Genomic DNA, 16,238 nt, shown 5'->3' on the forward strand with positions numbered 1-16,238 from the left:
ATCCCGGGGTGCCGCTTTCGCTTTCGCGGTGGGCCTGCTCAGGTGGATGGCGGAGCAGGGGGCTGGGGCGGGCGGAGGTGGCCTCCCGTGCGGCCCGTCAGCGATGCCGTCACCGCCGTCAGTTCGTGCGGATCGACCGGCTTCGTCAGGTGCACCTGAAAGCCGGCCAGCAGCGCCCGTCGGCGGTCCTCCAGCCGCGCGAACGCCGTCAGCGCGATCGCCGGGAGCGACTGGTACGTCACGCCGCGGCGGCGGATGTCCCGGATCAGATCGAGACCGTCGCGACCCGGCATTCCGAGGTCGCTGATCAGGATGTGCGGGCGGAACGGCTCGATCGCCTCGAGCGCGGCGTTGACGCTCGCCACCTCCCGCACCTCGGCGCCCCGGCCCGTGAGCACCCGCTTCACCATCGCCCGCGAGTCGTCATCGTCCTCGACCAGGAGGACCCGGATCCCCGACAGGTCGACCCGCCAGCCCGCTCCGACCGTCGGCGCCTCCGGAGCGGCGGGACTGTCGGCTGCCGCCGGTTCTCCGGCGGCGGACTCCTCGTGCGGCTGCGACAGGCGGACCGAGCTGACCGGGACCCGGACGATGAACGTCGCCCCCTTGCCGTCCCCTTCGCTCTCCGCCTCGATCGTCCCGCCGTGCATCTCGACGATCTGACGGGCGATCGCCAGTCCCAGCCCCAGTCCGCCGTGTTCGCGGGTGCTGGTCCCGTCCCCCTGCCGGAACCGCTCGAAGACCAGCGGCAGGAGCGTCTTCTCGATCCCGCGTCCGTTGTCCGCGACCCGGATCTCGACGTGCGAATTGACCCGCCGGACCGAGACCTGCACGCGTCCGCCGCGGGGGGTGAACTTGACCGCGTTGTTGACGAGGTTCCACAGCACCTGCTGCAGCCGCGAGGGGTCGCCGAGGATCGGGCCGGCGGCGGCCGAGAGGGTCTGGATCAGCCGGATCTCCTTGGCGTCCGCGGCGGGGCGGACCGCCGACAGCGCCGCTTCCACGAACGCCGCGGGATCGATCGCCTCGACGTCGAGGCGGATCTTTCCGCTCGTGATCCGCGAGATGTCGAGGAGGTCGGCGATCATCTGCGACTGCGCGTGCGAGTTCCGCTCGATCGCCTCCAGCCCTTCGTTCAGCTCCGCCGGAGTGGAGCTTCCCATCCGCAGGAGCTGCGACCAGCCGACGATCGCGTTCAGCGGCGTCCGCAGCTCGTGCGAGAGAGTCGCCAGGAAGTCGTCCTTGAGGCGGTTGGCCCGTTCGGCCTCGCCCCGCGCGGCCCGCTCGCTCGCCAGCAGCTCCTCGCGCTCCTGCTCGTGCCGGAGGCGGTCGGTGACGTCGTTGACGATCGCCAGCCGCAGGCCGGGTTCGTGATACTGCGACAGGCTGCACTCGAGGTAGACCGGCGTGCCGTCGGACCGCCGCAGCGGGAGCGTCCCCCGCCAGGCGAGGTTCTCGCTCAGCTCGTGCCGGATCGCGGCGATCTCCCCCTGCCGCTCCTCGGCGACGAAGTCGGTCACGACCCGGCCGATGAGCGCCTCCCGATCCACGAGCAGCAGACCGCAGAGGGCCGGGTTGGCGTCGCGGCAGACGAGCCTGTCGTCGAGGATCGCCACGCCGTTGAGGGCGTTCTCGAAGATCGCCCGGAACCGCTCGTCGCTCGCCCGCCGCTCCGACTCCGCCCGGCGGGCGCGGAGGAAGGCGTTGACCGTGGCGACGAGGACCGGGGGCTCGATCGGATGGGTCAGGTAGCCGTCCGCTCCCGACTCCAGGCCGGTCACCTTGTGGCTGGTCGTGACGAACGTGGCCGAGAGATGCACGATCGGCAGATGGGCCGTCGTGGGGTTCTCTCGGAGCATGCGGCAGACGGTGAAGCCGTCGATGTCCGGCAGGTTGACGTCGAGGACGACGAGGTCGACCCCTTCGAGCGCCCGGCGGTAGGCGTCCTGTCCGGTCTCCGCCTCTGTCACGGCGAAGCCCGCCCCCCGCAGGATGCGGGTGGTGGAATAGAGGGTGGCCGGGTTGTCGTCCACCACCAGGATCCGCGGTGTGTCACTCCCCATGAGCGCCTCCTTCGCCGGCCGGCGCGCCGCCGCCGTCGGGACCGTCGGCCGATGCCCCGTCCCCGTCCCCGTCCCCTTCGCCCCCGCCTCCCTTGAAGCGGATCGGGATCGTCAGCGAGAAGGTGGACCCGACCCCCGGCTGGCTCGTCATGGCGACCTGCCCGCCGAGGAGCTCGGCCATCTTCCGGCTCAGCGAGAGTCCCAGGCCCGTCCCGCGCCACTTCCGCTGGAGGGGGGAGTCGATCTGGACGAAGTCGTTGAACACCGCGCCATGATACTCCGGCGCGATCCCGATGCCCGTGTCCGCCACGGAGAACGTGACGCGATCGGGTCCCTCGCTGCGGGCGGTGACCCGGACCTCGCCGCGGGGGGTGAACTTGAGGGCGTTGGAGATGAAGTTCCTCAGGATCTGCGAGACCTTGGTGTCGTCCGTGTAGAGCCGCGGGATTCCGACCGGCTCTTCCAGGATCAGGGAGACCGCCTCGGAGGTCAGGAGCGGCTTGAACATCCCGCGGATGGCGTGGAACAGGTCCACCATCTCGAACCAGGCGGGGGAGATGCTGATCCGCCCCGCCTCGATCTTGGCGAGGTCGAGGAGGTCATTGACCATCTCGCTCAGTTCGACGGCGGAGGTCTGGATGAAGCTGACCTGCTTCCGCTGCTCGGCGGTGAGGTGGCCGTCCATCTCGTCGAGAAGGATCCGGACGATGCTGCGGATGGAGCCGAGCGGCGTGCGGAACTCGTGGCTCATGTAGGAGAGGAACCGGCTCTTGAGCTCGGAAGCCTCCTGGAGCTGGGCCGCCTTGTCGTCCAGCTCCGAGTAGAGGGCGACGACCCCCTGGTTGGTCTCGGTCAGTTCCTCGTCGAGCTGCTGGATCCGCTGGTCGCGGTCGGCGAGCTGCAGCCGCAGTCCCTGGATCTCCCGCTCCAGCCGCACGAGCCGCTCGGCGGCGGTGTCGGCGATGGTCGGCATGTCGGGGATGGTGGTCTCCGTGAACGAAACGGTGTCGGTGGCGGCGACCGTCTCGGCGCTGGCCCCGGTGTCCGGGCTGGCCGCGGCGACGGGAGACGACCCGGCGACCGCGGGTCCGGAGCCGGTCGCGGACGCGGAGCGGTCCGTTGCCGCCGCGGTGTCGGCCGGAGAGGAGAGATCGCGTCGATCGCGGTCCGGATCAGCCGGCGGCATCGCTCCTCCCTTCTGCTCCGCGGCGAATGACCGCCACAGTCAGGTCGTCGCGGCCGCGGTCGAAGTCCCGCGCCAGGACGCCAGCGATGACCCCCGGATGCCGCTGCGCCAGGCCGGGGTAGGCGTCGAGCGACCAGCGGCTCTGCAGGCCGTCCGAATGCAGGATCAGCAGGGCGTTGTGGGGGTACTCGTAGTCGAAGGTCTGGACCTTGCGGACCTGGACGCCGACCGTGCCGTTGTGGGAGAAGAGTCCGCGGCTCGTGCCGTCGGCCGCGCTGCGGAGGCTGCCGGCGATGTTCCCGACGGCGGCGAAGTTCAGGCTCCCCCGCCGGGCGTCCGCCTGGGCGTAGGCGACCGCCCCGCCGCGGCTCCCCCGCATGGTCTCATGGGCATCGGTCAGGAGCCCGCTCACCGCCCCGAACGGGTCGCGGTCGAAGACGTCTCCCGCCAGCTCGGCGGCGGCGTTCGCCTCGGGACCGTGTCCCAGGCCGTCGGCGACCATCACGGCGAGCAGCCCCTCCCGTTCCTCGATCCGCCACGTGTCTCCCGAGACGGTTTCCCGGGGCATGGGGCGGTTCACGACTCCCCAGCTGAAGCCGGGCTGGTCCCGCGCGGCGGCGGCAGCGGAGCGGTCGACCGGCCGGTCGATCCGGGCGTAGATCACGGTCCCGCCGGGGACGGACGAATGGAGGTCGAAGACGGTCGAGAGCCGCCGCATCGCGCCGAAGCCGTTGCCGGGGGTCCCGCCGGTCGAGTAGCCGTCGGTCAGGCAGGCCCCCAGGTTCTCCATCCCCGGTCCGCGGTCGTCGCTGAGGAGGATCAGGGAGGTCCGGGCGGCGGTCGATTCGGTCTGGATCAGGAGCCGGCCCTCGACGGCATAGCGGACGAGATTGGTGGCGAGCTCGGCCGCCACGATCGCCGCGTTTCCCGCCTCGACGGCGCCGAAGCCCGCGAGTTCCGCCAGCCGGTTCGCTTCCCGGCGGGCTTCCCCGACCTGACTCCGCTCGGTGACGGCGATGACTGATTGATGTCCGCGCATACTGTTGAGTTCCGGCTCAGGCGCCCCTGCCTGGTGCCGGCCGCCGGTCGGCGGGATTTCCGCCGGGTGGGGTTATTTCCACCGAGTGATGGTGACGCGGGTTCCTTTTCCCGGTTCGCTTTCAATATCGAACTCGTTCACGAGGCGCCTGGAACCGGTAAGTCCCATCCCCATTCCCGATCCGCTGGTCCAGCCGTCGGTCAGCGCCAGCTTCATGTCCGGAATTCCCGGTCCCTCGTCGCTGAACGTGAGCCGCAGGCCGGCCCGGTCTCCGTCCCTTAGCACTTCCCACACCATTCGCCCGCCGCCGCCGTAAATGACGGTATTCCGCGCCAGCTCGCTGGCCGCCGTGACCATTTTGGTCTGGTCGACGAGGCTGAACCGCAGCTCCTGCGTCAGCTTCCGGACCGCCTGCCGTGCCATGACGATCTCGGGCTCGGTCTGGACCGGCTGTTCACCACTGCTCAGAACCGGCATGTCCAGACCCCTTTCCCGTCGAGGGGCCGCGGTTTCCGGGGGCCGGTTCGTCGTCGTCCGGCTCGGCGTCGGCGTCGGGGGCATCCTCCGCATAGAGGGAGCGGAGGTAATTCATCCCCCGCTCGACGTCGAGCGCCATCTTGACCCCCGGCAGCGAGAGCCCGAGCTCGACGAGCGTGATCGCCACGGCGGGCTGCATCCCGACCACGACCGTCTGGGCGTCCAGGATGCGGGACATGCCGGAGATGTTGGCGATCATCCGGCCGATGAACGAGTCGACCATCTCCAGCGCGGAGATGTCGATCAGGACCCCTTTGGCGCCCGTCTTCTCGATCTTGGACGTGAGGTCATCCTGCAGCCGCAGGGCCATCTGGTCCTGCATGTCGACTTGAATGGTGACGAGCAGAAACTCGCCCATTCGGAGAATCGGGATCCGGTCCATGAGCAGCGGCCTTGAGGGGAATCAGCTTTTGCGGGAGACGACGAGGTTCAGCCGCTTCAGCGCCAGCCCCAGCGCGTCGGCGAGGTTCGCCTTGGTGGTGACTCCCTGCAGGTCGACTCCCAGGTGGACGATGGTCTGGGCGATCTGCGGCCGCACGCCGGAGATGATGCAGTCCGCCCCCATCAGCCGGATCGCCGTGACGGTCTTCAGCAGATGCTGGGCCACGAGCGTGTCGACGGTCGGAACGCCGGTGATGTCGATGATCGCGATCTCCGATCCGGTCTCGACGATCCGCTGCAGCAGCGACTCCATGACGATCTGCGTCCGCTCGCTGTCGAGCGTTCCGATCATCGGGAGGGCCAGGATCCCGTTCCAGAGCTTGACCACCGGCGTCGAAAGCTCCAGGAGCTCCTGCTGCTGCCGGCGGATGACGTCTTCCCGCGTCTTCTGGAAGGCGCGGATCGTCAGCATCCCCATCTTGTCCAGCAGTTCCGTGGCCCGCCACGTCTCGTCGGCCAGGGCTTCGGCGTCTTTGCCGAACTCCGTCTTCAGGCGGGCGAAGAGGGGTTGCTTGAACGAGAAGACGAACCGCGCGGTTTCATCCGCGGAGAAGCCCTGAAGGACGCGGCTGCGGGAGACTTCCGAGAGAAAGTCTTCGATCGCCCTCCATTCGGGGCGGCTCGTGCTGGCGATATCGCCGGTCTGGGCCGCCTGCTGGAGGTGGGAGACGAACTCGGTCGTCTGGGTCTTGAGCTCGGCCTCGTTGATGCGGTTATCGCGGCCGGAGCCCCCTTCGCGGAGAAGCCGCATCCATTCGGAGACGAGGTCTCCTTCATGCTTCTTGAGTACGTCCGCGATGCGGGTGGAGGCCTTGGCCATGAATGGTCGTTCTGTGGGCGACGGGAACGGCGAAACGGGATCGACGATCATAGGAGCGGCCCGTATCAATTCGCCACACTGTGTCGGGCAAAAAGAATGGACTCTGGACAAGGGGAACGGCCCGGCCGAGCAGAACGCTTCCGGCGCGGCGTTCTGAAGGCTCCATGCGCCCGACCGTGTCGGCTGCGAGCGAACGGCTTCATGACCGGCACGGGCGGCCCAGCCAGCAGACTGGCCCAAAGAGGATCCTGCCCGGACAATGTTCCCTGGAACCGGGGCGGCGAACTCCCGTCGCACGGATCAGAGTCACCCGGGCGCTGGTCACACGGTCCCGCGTCTCAGCCGATGTCGCTTCCATGTCGTTTGGATACGAACCCGTCTGGCTTGTGGCCGAACTCAGAAGAGCCGCCGTCCAGAAGCAGCTGCGGCTGTGGGGGAGCTGGCCTTTCGTCCCTATCGATTTCCGCCGGCGCAGGAACTTGTCGATCTGGCGCTGGCGGAAGTGGCGCGGTGGGCTGCGATTCCCTCCGATGAGGTGGATCGCAACCGGACGTGGGCGCTCGGCGGGATGCGGGCCCTGTTCGACACCGCGTTGTGCGAGAAGCCGGCGCTCGGACCACGGATCGCGGAGAGCCTGGCCCCTTTCTGCGCGGCGCAGAACTTGGACGTCTCGGCGCACATGATCCGGTTCTTTGAGGAGCACGCCGCGCTGGGGGGGGGCCGCCGTACCATTCTTGAGGCAGGTCGCCCTCGGCGAAGTGCGTCGGCCTCCCGCGTCGGAGTTGGGCCTCCGGGGACTGGCGTTCAAGGTTCTCGTCGATGTGGCCCCCGAAGCGGCCCGCGACCTTGACGAGGCCCGAGCCACCGCGGTGGCGGAGTATCTCCAGATCGCGCTCGCGAGGCTTCAGCAGCGTGGGCCGCACAGCTACGAGGACCTGTGCATGATCGCGAACCGACTGATGTGGACGTAGTTCGCGGGGGCATGCAGGAAGCTCGCCCGGCAGGCCCGGGGGGCCGATCAGCAGCCGTGCAGGTCCATGGAGAGAATGGCAAAGCCGCACAGGATCGTCCCGATGAGGGGGAGGCCGAACGCGAGCAGGACGTGCTTGAACACGGGATACGCCGGGTCCTTTTGCCGGCTTACAGGGATCAGCAGGCAGGCGGCTACGCCCAGGGCCAGGTTAAAGATGGGGCCGATGAACAAGGCCAAACCGAGCGCTCCCCAGCTGCGATCGTTGGACGCGAGAAAGGCGATGAGGCCGTTGAGCGCCAGGACGATGGGGGGAAAGCGGCTGGCGAAGACCTCGTAGGGGGAGCGGGGCGGATCAGGCTGCGGTTCGTCCGAGGAGAGTTGATCCGAGTGCTGCGACTCCATGAGTTCACTCCCGCCGGCCCGGTGGATCCCTGTGGGGCAATTTCTCTTGTCAGAAGTCTCCGAGTCAAGGACAGAGAAAAGAGCCCCGGGTCCAGGGCTGGAAGCCCTGGCCGCCGGAGGCGCTCGCGTGAGGAACCGTTGTAGGCCACGGACGTCCCCTTTGTGGGGCCAGCATTGAGGACTCCTTCAACCGATGCCGCTGGGTTTGCAATCCCCGCGGGTTGGTGAGGGGGCATACGGCACGGCGTCCGCGTTTGGAGACGAGATCCTTCAGACATCTCTCCACAAGAGGGCCTCCGGCGGGCAAGGGGGCCAGAAAAACAACACAGGCCCCCTTGCATCCCCTGACCAGGGTGCCCCTGGACCCGGCTCTTTCTCGCCGCGCGAGACAGCGATGATCTTGATTGGGCAGGTCCCACAGCTGTCCCGTCCAGCGGGACGCTCGCTCGACAGGAGTTCGCGGAGCGGGGAAGATGGCCCCCCACAAGCGGCAATTTTGACACGTTCCCCCCTCCCCCCCGTGGCCGGGGTCAGTGGCATGAGCGGGCAGCACCCTATCGATCCTGATGACGAGACGGCTCCCCGCGAGGCTCCGTCGGTGGGAACACGGTCCGCATCGGGAGCGGCATCCGCGGACTCGCTATCGCCGCCGCCCTCTCTGGCTCCCGCGATGTCCGACCCATCGAGCCCCCCGCCCAGCCAGGGGGAGCCCCTCCAGCCGACCGTGGACGGCAACGCCGCCTGGGAGGGGCGGACCACCACCGTCGGGCCTCCCCGCGAGCGGGACCGGAGCTTCGAAGGGACCGACCTGCTGCGGCGGATCGTCGACCCCGGACAGCGCCCCGGGTCGATCGGACGGATCGACCACTACGAGGTTCTCTCCGAAATCGGACACGGAGCGATGGGGATCGTCGTCCGCAGCTTCGACACCGCCCTCGAGCGGATCGTCGCCATGAAGCTCATGGCCCCCTCGCTCCTTCCCAGCGAGACCGCCAAGCAGCGGTTCTTCCGCGAGGCCAAGGTGGCGGCCGGCATCAGCCACCCGAACGTCGTCACCATCCATGCCGTCGGCCAGTTCAAGAACGTCCCGTACCTCGTGATGGAGTATGTCGACGGCAAGCCTCTGAGCGACCGGATCCGCGAGGGAACGATCCCGGTCGTCGACGTGATCCGGATCTCCCGGCAGATTGCAGAGGGGCTCGCCGCCGCGCATCGGCACGGTCTCATCCATCGCGACATCAAGCCGGCCAACATCCTCCTCGAGGACAGCATCGAGCGGGTCCGGATCGCGGACTTCGGCCTGGCCCGCGTCGCCCTGGAGAGCTCGGACCTTACGTCGCAGGGGGACATCGTCGGGACCCCCTCCTACATGTCTCCCGAGCAGGTGGAAGGGGAGCCCCTCGATCCCCGGACCGACCTCTTCAGCGCCGGCTGCGTCATGTACGCCATGCTGACGGGGGCGTCGCCGTTCCAGGCGGCCAACGCCCTCGCGGCGACGCGGCGGATCGCAACGGCCGAGCCCCGGCCCCTCGCCGATTGCCGTCCCGAGACTCCCCGGCCGCTGAGGGAACTCGTGCACGCCCTCCTCCGGAAGCGGCGGGAGGACCGGATTCCCTCGGCCGCCGATCTGGCCACGGCCCTCCGCCGGCTCCAGGTCGACTGGGAATCGAACCTGAACCTGCCGACCGTCTCCGTCAGCCGGCCCCCTCGCCCTTGGGGCCGCTGGGCGGCGCTCGGCCTGGTCCCGGTCCTGCTCCTGGCGGCGCTCTACGGAGCCCGGACGAAACTGTGGCCCCCAGCCCCGAGCGAGGGGACGGCCGTTTCCCGTCCGGCAGGAACCTCCCCTCCATGGGTCAACTCTCCCTCCGGCGCGGACCTTCCGGTTCCCGCGGCGGTCGATCCGCCGCAGGCGGGCGCAGGTGGGGCGGTGCGCGGTGTCGTCGGCGGGGGCGAGAAGCGAGCGCGGCTGTGGGTCAGCTCGGACGGGAAGGCGCCGTTCGTCCGGATTGCCGATGCCCTGGCGGCCGCGAAGCCGGGGGAGACGATCGAGGTCGACGGGGGGACCTACCGCGAGGCGATCGCGCTTGGGGACCCGATCCGGCACGCGGGGATCCGCATCCGCGGGCCGGGGGCGGGCGCCGCGGCCGTGCTGAGCTCGGAGACAGGGGAAGCCGTGATCCGCGTGGACGGCGTTCCGGATGTCGAGATCGCCGGGCTGACGATCAACGCCCAGGCCGGTCAGCGGGCGGTTCTCGTCGCCGGCTCCTGCCCGGGGCTGACGGTGTCGCGATGCCGGCTGCAGGCGATCCACGAGAACGCCTATGCCGGGAGCCTGCTGCACCTGATCCCCGGGACGACCGGGACCGAGGACCGGCCGATCCGCGTCGACGAGGTCACCTTCCGGTTCGCGGCGGTCGGTCTCGTCTGCGGGGATGCCAACGGACCGGGGCCGGTCCGCTTTGTCCGGGTGACGCGGTGCCGGTTCACCGGACCCCGGAAGGGGGTAGGGCTGCCGGTGATCCTGCTGGGAGAGGTCGAGAACGTCTTTGTGGCGGGGAACCGGATGGATTGGGGGCAGTCGCCGCTGAGCCTGTCGTTCGCCACGCCGCGTCGCGCCAACGAGGTCCGCTTCGAGTTCAATTCGATCGCCGGGTTCGAGGTCCCGCTGAGCGTCAACGACAGCCCCCCGAACCAGGGGATCCGCTATGACCGGAACCTGCTGGTCGACGTCGACGGCGTCCCGCAGGAGCGGATGCGGATCGAGGAGATCGCGATGTGGTTCGCGGGGAATGTCTGGGAGCACCCGGCCGACGAGCAGAAGGAGAAGATCGGGCTCCTGGCGGAGCGGGTGGACCTGGTCCCGTTGCAGAGCCGGGACGGGGGGGCTCCGGCGTTCCTGGTTCCCGGTTCGGACGAGTTAAAGGCGGGACACAGCCGCTTCGCGCCGTGAGCCGCGGTCGGCCGATGTCACGGCGAGCGGAGTCACGGCCCGCGGAACCGGACCGCGCCCGGCGCTGAATCCGCTGCCGACCCCCGGTTTCGGTTGACAGCGAACGAGCTTCGTTGCCAAATGCCGGAAGGTTTTCCCGTCGGGCCGGGCAGAGGGACATGTCGTTGGAATACCCGTATGAGGCCGCGCGCCGGCCGATCCGTTCCATCATCGACACCGGTCTTGCGGAGGGGGGCGATCCGTACCGCGCGGCCGCGGAACAGGCGGGAGGCACCAGCCCGCTGTCGGCGACCTCTCGCTCGCTCCACGACGCCGCGCAGGAGCCGTATTGCGGGCCCGATGCCCGCAGCTTTTCCGCGGAGCCGTATGCCGGGTCCGATGCTCGCAGCTTCGCCGCAGAGCCGTATGCCGGGCTCAATGTTCGCAGCTTCGCCGCGGAACCGTATGCCGGGCTCGGCACGGCGCGGGGCGCCGCTTCGGCCGCTCGCGATTCCGCGGAACCGACTCCGGGGCAGGGGACTCGGGGGGGCCGGCCGATCCGGGTCGCGTTCGTCTGCTCCTTCCTCTACGGGGCGGGGATCGAGAACTGGATGGTAGGGCTGCGGCAGTATTCCGATCCCGCCGCCGTGCAGTTCGTCCGGTGCGTCGTGACGACGTCGCTCGTCGATGAGCGGATCGTCCGGCGGCTGGGGATTCCGGTGACCGTGGGGCAGGCGGAGGCGGTCCGGGCCGCGGCGGTCGACGCCGACGTTCTGATCGTCTCGGGACCCGCTCAGGTCGGCGATTGGCTAGCGGACCGGCCTCGCTGCAGGGTCGTCTTCGTAGCGCACGGCGACGGGCACTGGACCCGCGATATCCTGAACTGCTGCCGCGGGGTGGTCGACGAGGTGGTGGCGGTCAGCCGCCGGGTGCAGGAGGCGGTCGGCTCGGGGTTCCGGACGACGGTCATCCACAACGGGATCGATCCGGCGCACCTCGTTGTCACCGAGGATCCCGCTCTTGTCCGGAGGCGGCTGGGGTTTGGTCCCGACGACTTCGTGCTCGGCTATGTCGGGCGGTTCTCGCCGGAGAAGAACGTCGGGGCGCTCGTCGACGCCGTCGAGCGGCTTCCGGAGGGCTTCAAGCTGTTGCTTGTCGGGTTCGGGCCGGAGCGGGCGGAGCTGATGGACCGGGCGAACCGGCGGATCCCCGGGCGGTATACGTTCACCGAGGCGCACCAGGACCTCGGGGCGCTTTATCACGCGATGGACGCCTTCGGCCTGCCCTCCCTCTCGGAGGGGTACGGCTTGGTCCTGATGGAGGCGATGTTCTGCGGACGGCCGGTCATCAGCGGCCCGGTCGGGTTCGCTCCGGAGGCGCTGCAGGACCGGGTGAACGGGATGGTGGTCGATGGAACGCCGGAGGGCTTTGCCGGCGCGGCCCGGCTTCTGCGGGACCATCCGGAGTGGCGGAAGGGGGTCGGGCAGGAGGCGCGGGCCTTTGCACTGCGGTACGGGCTGGCGGCCCGGATGGCGGAGAAGTACCGGCGGTTCCTGTCCACCGTGGTCCGCTGAGTCGGGGGGGCGGGGCGGGGCGGGTGCGACACGGCGCGGGCCAGCGAGGGAGACTGTGATGCCGATCGGAAGCTTTGAAGCGGTCCCCACGATTGTCAGCCGGCTGCTAGAGCGGCGTCCGCAGCGCGTCCTCGACGCGGGGCTGGGTTTCGGCTTCTGGGGCTCGGCGGTCCGGACCTGGCTCGACCTGGGGGTGCGTCCGTGGAAGACGTACCTGGTCGGCGTTGAAGGGTGGAGCGGGTATCGGAACCCGGCTTGGGACCTTTACGACCTGATCTTCGAGCAGCCGCTCGAGACCTTTCTGGGCGAGCATGCCGCGACGTACGACTTTGTGATCGCGGGGGACATCCTGGAGCACTTCACCAGGGAGGCGGGCTGCGGGCTGCTGGCGGGACTGCGGCGGCGGGTTGCTCCGGGGGGGACGCTTATGATCTCGACGCCGGGGATCTTCTTTGAGCAGGGGGCGGTGTATGGGAACGCTTACGAGGTCCACCGTTCGTTCTGGAGTCCGGACGAGCTGCGCAGCGAGGGGTATGACGTGACGTTTACGGATTGTCGGACGGCGCGGGGAATGCCGACGACTGTGGCGGAGTGGCGGAATGAGGTGCGCGGGTGAGTCGTCGGAGGGTGGGCTTGGCGAGGGAGACGCGCGGCGTGCTGGCCGGCACGGCTATGCCACCTCAAACCCATTGTGCGACGGCAGCCGGGGTCAAGGGGGTCACCCCTTGCCGCCGGAGGCGCTTCGATGAGGAACCGTGGGACACAACGGACGTCCGCTTTGTGGGACCGGCGGCGAGGACTCCTCCACATCACACAGCTTGCTTTGCAATCCCTGCGGGCTGGTGAGGGGGCATCCGGCACGGTGTCCGCGCTTGGATACGCCCTCCTTCAGACATCTCTCGACGAGAGGGCCTCCGGCGGGCAAAGGGGCGTTGCCCCTCTGCACTCCCCACCAGGGGGACCCCCTGGACCCCGGTGAGGGTGGCGATGCTGGCAATCGCCGCTCTCGTCGGCACAATGGGCCTACGCACAATCCTTGTGGAATGGGGGGCTCGACCATGTCCGCTGCGGGACCGAAAGGCAACGTCCGGCTGGCCATCCTGGGCGCACTGCTACTGTCACTCCTGAGCGGCTACCTGCTTCAGCTCCGGCTGGCCGCCGCAGCCCGCCAGCAGGAACAGGCGGAACGCCAGGTCCGCCTGCTCAAAACCGAACAGCAGGAGGTCCGAGGCGGCCACGTCCCGGACTCCCTCCTCGACCGGCTCTCACAAACCCGACGGGACGCGTTTCCCGACGCGGAAGACCAGGCCCGGGAGCTCCGCGGCGAACGCCTTGCCGCGGACGCCAAAGACGAGGACCGTCTCGTCCTCGAGCCGGCTGTCACCGACGCCGTCGTCTCCGCCGAGTATCTCCAGTTCCGGTTCCGCGAACGCGACGCCTACCGCCGCCTTACAAAAGATGTCGGACCGGCGCGCGAAGCCGGGGAGGCGTTCCTGACCGCCTACATCTCGCAATACGGAGCGCGGAACAACAATCGCATCAACAACGACGAGCTCCGCCTCCTCGGAGAGAAGGCGATCGAGGCGGGGAGCCGCGACCCGCTCGTCCGGACCCATCTCGCCAACGTCCAGGCCCTCTCGACCGGTGAGACCGAGGGCCCGCGGTCGATGCTGGAAGAGGCGGTCCGCGAACTCCCCTTGACCGGATATCCGCGGATCGTGAAGTCGTACGCGCTCGTGTACCTCCTCGATTTCGACGCGCGGGAGGACTGGGCGACGCAGGAGAAGCGGCTCGAAGCGGCCGTCACGGGACTCGTCGAGTGGCTGGCGGAGGAAAAGAGCCATCCCAAGTGGACCCGGAGCGCCTACGAGCGGACCTACCGCCTCTGGCGGGCGTGGACGACGAGGTACCGCGACCGACTCCTCGCGGCGCTGCTGGAGTCCGAGACCGCCGATCCGTACGTGACCCACACCCTGGCCGGGGAGTACTACGTCGACCGCGCCTGGACGAGCCGCGGCGGCGGGTGGGCCGTCGAAGTCCTGCCGGAGCAGTGGGAGGGGTTCGCGAAATACCTCGAGATCGCGACTGGTCATCTGCAGCTCGCCTGGAGCCTGCGGCCCGACCTCCCCTACGCCCCTGAGAGGATGATCCCCATCGCGATGGCGGGGCACGGGACGGGGAACAGCGAACGGTTCTGGTTCCGGCGGACCCTGGAGGGACAGTGCGATCTCTACAAGGCCTACAACAGCTATCTGTACTCCCTCACAAGTCGCTGGGGAGGGAGTACGAACCGGATTCTGGCCGTCGGCCGGATGTGCCTGGAAACGGACCGCTTCGACACCTTGATTCCGTATCAGGCGCTCGAGGCAGTGGAGAAGGTTCGGGACCTGGAGCTCGACAAGGGGGAAACGCTGACCAGCGTCCCCTCCGCCGCCGAGCTCCTTAAGGACTTTCTGGTGCGGCGACGCGCCTACATCGATCGGAACCGGCTCGGGGACCTCTACGAGGCGAACGGGGCCTACCGCAGCCGCATGATCCAGCTCCTGGAGGCCTGCGGCCTCGTCGTGGAGACGGGCCCGATCTACCGCGATGCCGGAGCAGACCTGAACTGGACCGAGCTCCGCAAGGGGGGGCGTCCCGGCCGCTACTTCGCCGCGCGGCGCGTGGCGGAGAGCGATGGGAACTCGTCCCTCATCGCCGCGCTCGACGAGCGGCTCCGGCGGCCGATCGGTCCCGAGGCCCGCGGGACAGGGCTCGACCAGATCGAGGCGGAATGGAAACTCCTGCGGGGCCAGGCCGCTCCGGCGGTCGGTCCGCATGACTTCTTCCGTCACACCGAGGTGATGATCGGGCAGCTCCGGACGTTCCTGAAGGGGGAGTGGGTGGGGCTCGATCCGCAGGGGGACCTGTGGGGCTGGGAGCCGTATGCGGACCGCTGGGACGTGGAGAACGGCGTCGGCGTCACGCTGCACCGCCGCCACGGCGGCGAGCGGCAGCCCTGTCTGCGGCCGCTCATCAACCCGCAGCCCCCGCTCGAGGTCGAAGTGCTCGTGGAAGTCCTCGATCCCGCTCCGTATCCGGAAGAGATCGGGATCGGCTGGACGCGGGAGAACCGCACGGACCTGATGGACCGGGAGCGGGAGTTTCCGCTCGCCGCGATCGAAGTCGAGGAGCAGGTCGAGGGGAACCCGCCAAACCGATTCCGGCTGGCTACGGCCCGCGTCGCCTTTGCCACCAGAGCCTTCTCCCGCGTCCCCCTGAGAGGAGCGGGGCCGCATCGGCTGAAGGTCAAGCTCTGGCCCGGCAATGTGGAGTACCAGGCGGATGATGCCTGGTTCTCGCACGACCTCCCGCAGCCGGTCGCTCCGGACGGGTTCCTGGCGTTCGGCGCGACCTGGCCTCCCGCGGAGGGGCACGACGGACGGCTGGGGTCGTTCCGGCTGAGCGGGGTCCGCTACCGCCGGCTGACGGTCGGACCGCCCCCCGTCTACAACGCTCCGCGGGAGGAGCGGATCCGGTACTGGGCCGAGCGGCGGGAGCGCGATCCCGACGATCTGGTCGCCCGGGTGAGCTCCGTTCGGCTGCGGCTGGAGCTCCACGAATACGCGGAGGCGCTGGCCGACGCCGAGGCCCTCCTGCGCGAGCGGCCTGCGGTGAATCAGGTCCGGGTCCTGAAAGGGATGGCCCTCCGGTATCTGGCGCGCTATCCCGAGGCGGTGAGGGAGCTCCAGGCGGCGCTCGAGGAATGGCAGGACACCCCCGACGCCTGTTGGGTCCTGGCGGAGATCTTCGCCGGGGCGCCCGATCCGGCGGTGCGGAGTGCCGAGAAGAGCCGAGCGCTGGCCGAGTCCTCGCTCAACATGTATCGGACTCTCCGCCCGTATCAGATGGTCGCGGCGCTGGCCGCGGCCCACGCGGAGAGCGGAGAATTTCCGAAGGCGGTGGAGCTCCAGGAGGAGGCTCTCCGGACGACCGACGCGACCGAACGGGAGATCTACGAGGAGCGGCTGGAACGCTATCGCCAGGGGAAGCCGTTTCGGCTTCCGACGGAGCCGGAGTCGAAGCGGAAGGGGACCGATTGACGCGGCGCGTTCCCGGTTCCGGCAGCGATAGGGTGAAACACCGGCCGGAGATCCCGTTTGGTCTTCTGGAAAGCGGCCATTCCTCCTATGACTCCATGGCGTGCTGGCCGGCACGACTTCCGCGACCTTCCTTCCATGGCCCCCCGCCCGGTCCCGCGGGGCGCTGGTGAGGCAAATTGCATCGGGTGTCAT

General features: G+C 69.1%; 11 protein-coding genes and 1 pseudogene. 5 read left to right on the plus strand and 7 right to left on the minus strand.

What is annotated here, in order from left to right:
- Window positions 1-38: 38 nt before the first annotated feature.
- The 6 genes and pseudogenes from VT03_RS22830 to VT03_RS22855 all read right to left on the minus strand — a co-directional run bounded on the left by VT03_RS22830 (window position 39) and on the right by VT03_RS22855 (window position 6,086).
- Window positions 39-2,063 (minus strand): response regulator, encoded by a 2,025-nt coding sequence (locus VT03_RS22830; RefSeq protein WP_075095140.1) that lies wholly within the window; start codon window positions 2,061-2,063, stop codon window positions 39-41.
- A 100-nt stretch (window positions 2,064-2,163) separates the two neighbouring features.
- Window positions 2,164-3,036: pseudogene (locus VT03_RS22835) on the minus strand (sensor histidine kinase); the annotation flags it as partial.
- A 199-nt stretch (window positions 3,037-3,235) separates the two neighbouring features.
- Entirely contained in the window at window positions 3,236-4,288 is a 1,053-nt protein-coding gene (locus tag VT03_RS22840) for a SpoIIE family protein phosphatase (protein ID WP_075095142.1), read from the minus strand.
- A gap of 72 nt (window positions 4,289-4,360) precedes the next feature.
- On the minus strand, window positions 4,361-4,765 hold the full coding sequence (locus VT03_RS22845) for an anti-sigma regulatory factor (RefSeq protein ID WP_075095143.1): 405 nt from the start codon (window positions 4,763-4,765) through the stop codon (window positions 4,361-4,363).
- On the minus strand, window positions 4,743-5,207 hold the full coding sequence (locus VT03_RS22850) for an STAS domain-containing protein (protein WP_082846448.1): 465 nt from the start codon (window positions 5,205-5,207) through the stop codon (window positions 4,743-4,745). The genes VT03_RS22845 and VT03_RS22850 overlap by 23 nt, the downstream gene beginning before the upstream one ends.
- Window positions 5,208-5,228: 21 nt before the next feature.
- Window positions 5,229-6,086 (minus strand): STAS domain-containing protein, encoded by an 858-nt coding sequence (locus tag VT03_RS22855; RefSeq protein WP_075097245.1) that lies wholly within the window; start codon window positions 6,084-6,086, stop codon window positions 5,229-5,231.
- 734 nt (window positions 6,087-6,820) lie between these two features.
- On the opposite strand from VT03_RS22855, the gene VT03_RS22860 reads away from it, so the two are divergent.
- A complete protein-coding gene (locus VT03_RS22860; protein ID WP_156514703.1) occupies window positions 6,821-7,057 on the plus strand; it encodes a hypothetical protein in 237 nt (78 codons plus the stop codon).
- Between the two features lie 47 nt (window positions 7,058-7,104).
- Here the strand turns inward: VT03_RS22860 and VT03_RS22865 are convergent, their stop codons facing one another.
- Entirely contained in the window at window positions 7,105-7,461 is a 357-nt protein-coding gene (locus VT03_RS22865) for a hypothetical protein (protein ID WP_075095145.1), read from the minus strand.
- A gap of 670 nt (window positions 7,462-8,131) precedes the next feature.
- On the opposite strand from VT03_RS22865, the gene VT03_RS22870 reads away from it, so the two are divergent.
- The 4 genes from VT03_RS22870 to VT03_RS22885 all read left to right on the plus strand — a co-directional run bounded on the left by VT03_RS22870 (window position 8,132) and on the right by VT03_RS22885 (window position 16,046).
- On the plus strand, window positions 8,132-10,411 hold the full coding sequence (locus tag VT03_RS22870; RefSeq protein WP_075095146.1) for a serine/threonine-protein kinase: 2,280 nt from the start codon (window positions 8,132-8,134) through the stop codon (window positions 10,409-10,411).
- 158 nt (window positions 10,412-10,569) lie between these two features.
- Window positions 10,570-11,964 carry a glycosyltransferase family 4 protein gene (locus tag VT03_RS22875; RefSeq protein WP_075095147.1) on the plus strand — a complete coding sequence of 465 codons (1,395 nt, stop codon included), beginning with the start codon at window positions 10,570-10,572 and terminating at the stop codon, window positions 11,962-11,964.
- 58 nt (window positions 11,965-12,022) lie between these two features.
- On the plus strand, window positions 12,023-12,580 hold the full coding sequence (locus VT03_RS22880) for a methyltransferase domain-containing protein (RefSeq protein ID WP_075095148.1): 558 nt from the start codon (window positions 12,023-12,025) through the stop codon (window positions 12,578-12,580).
- A 442-nt stretch (window positions 12,581-13,022) separates the two neighbouring features.
- Window positions 13,023-16,046 (plus strand): hypothetical protein, encoded by a 3,024-nt coding sequence (locus tag VT03_RS22885; RefSeq protein WP_075095149.1) that lies wholly within the window; start codon window positions 13,023-13,025, stop codon window positions 16,044-16,046.
- The last annotated feature ends 192 nt before the right edge of the window (window positions 16,047-16,238 follow it).

The sequence above is a fragment of the Planctomyces sp. SH-PL14 genome, from assembly GCF_001610835.1.
Classification (GTDB): Bacteria; Planctomycetota; Planctomycetia; order Planctomycetales; family Planctomycetaceae; genus Planctomyces_A.

Excerpts from the sequence above, each read along its gene's own strand:
- VT03_RS22830 (WP_075095140.1), bottom strand. The coding sequence starts at position 2,063 with ATGGGGAGTGACACACCGCGGATCCTGGTGGTGGACGACAACCCGGCC.
- VT03_RS22840 (WP_075095142.1), bottom strand. The coding sequence starts at position 4,288 with ATGCGCGGACATCAATCAGTCATCGCCGTCACCGAGCGGAGTCAGGTC.
- VT03_RS22845 (WP_075095143.1), bottom strand. The coding sequence starts at position 4,765 with ATGCCGGTTCTGAGCAGTGGTGAACAGCCGGTCCAGACCGAGCCCGAG.
- VT03_RS22850 (WP_082846448.1), bottom strand. The coding sequence starts at position 5,207 with ATGGACCGGATCCCGATTCTCCGAATGGGCGAGTTTCTGCTCGTCACC.
- VT03_RS22855 (WP_075097245.1), bottom strand. The coding sequence starts at position 6,086 with ATGGCCAAGGCCTCCACCCGCATCGCGGACGTACTCAAGAAGCATGAA.
- VT03_RS22865 (WP_075095145.1), bottom strand. The coding sequence starts at position 7,461 with ATGGAGTCGCAGCACTCGGATCAACTCTCCTCGGACGAACCGCAGCCT.
- VT03_RS22870 (WP_075095146.1), top strand. The coding sequence starts at position 8,132 with ATGTCCGACCCATCGAGCCCCCCGCCCAGCCAGGGGGAGCCCCTCCAG.
- VT03_RS22875 (WP_075095147.1), top strand. The coding sequence starts at position 10,570 with ATGTCGTTGGAATACCCGTATGAGGCCGCGCGCCGGCCGATCCGTTCC.
- VT03_RS22880 (WP_075095148.1), top strand. The coding sequence starts at position 12,023 with ATGCCGATCGGAAGCTTTGAAGCGGTCCCCACGATTGTCAGCCGGCTG.
- VT03_RS22885 (WP_075095149.1), top strand. The coding sequence starts at position 13,023 with ATGTCCGCTGCGGGACCGAAAGGCAACGTCCGGCTGGCCATCCTGGGC.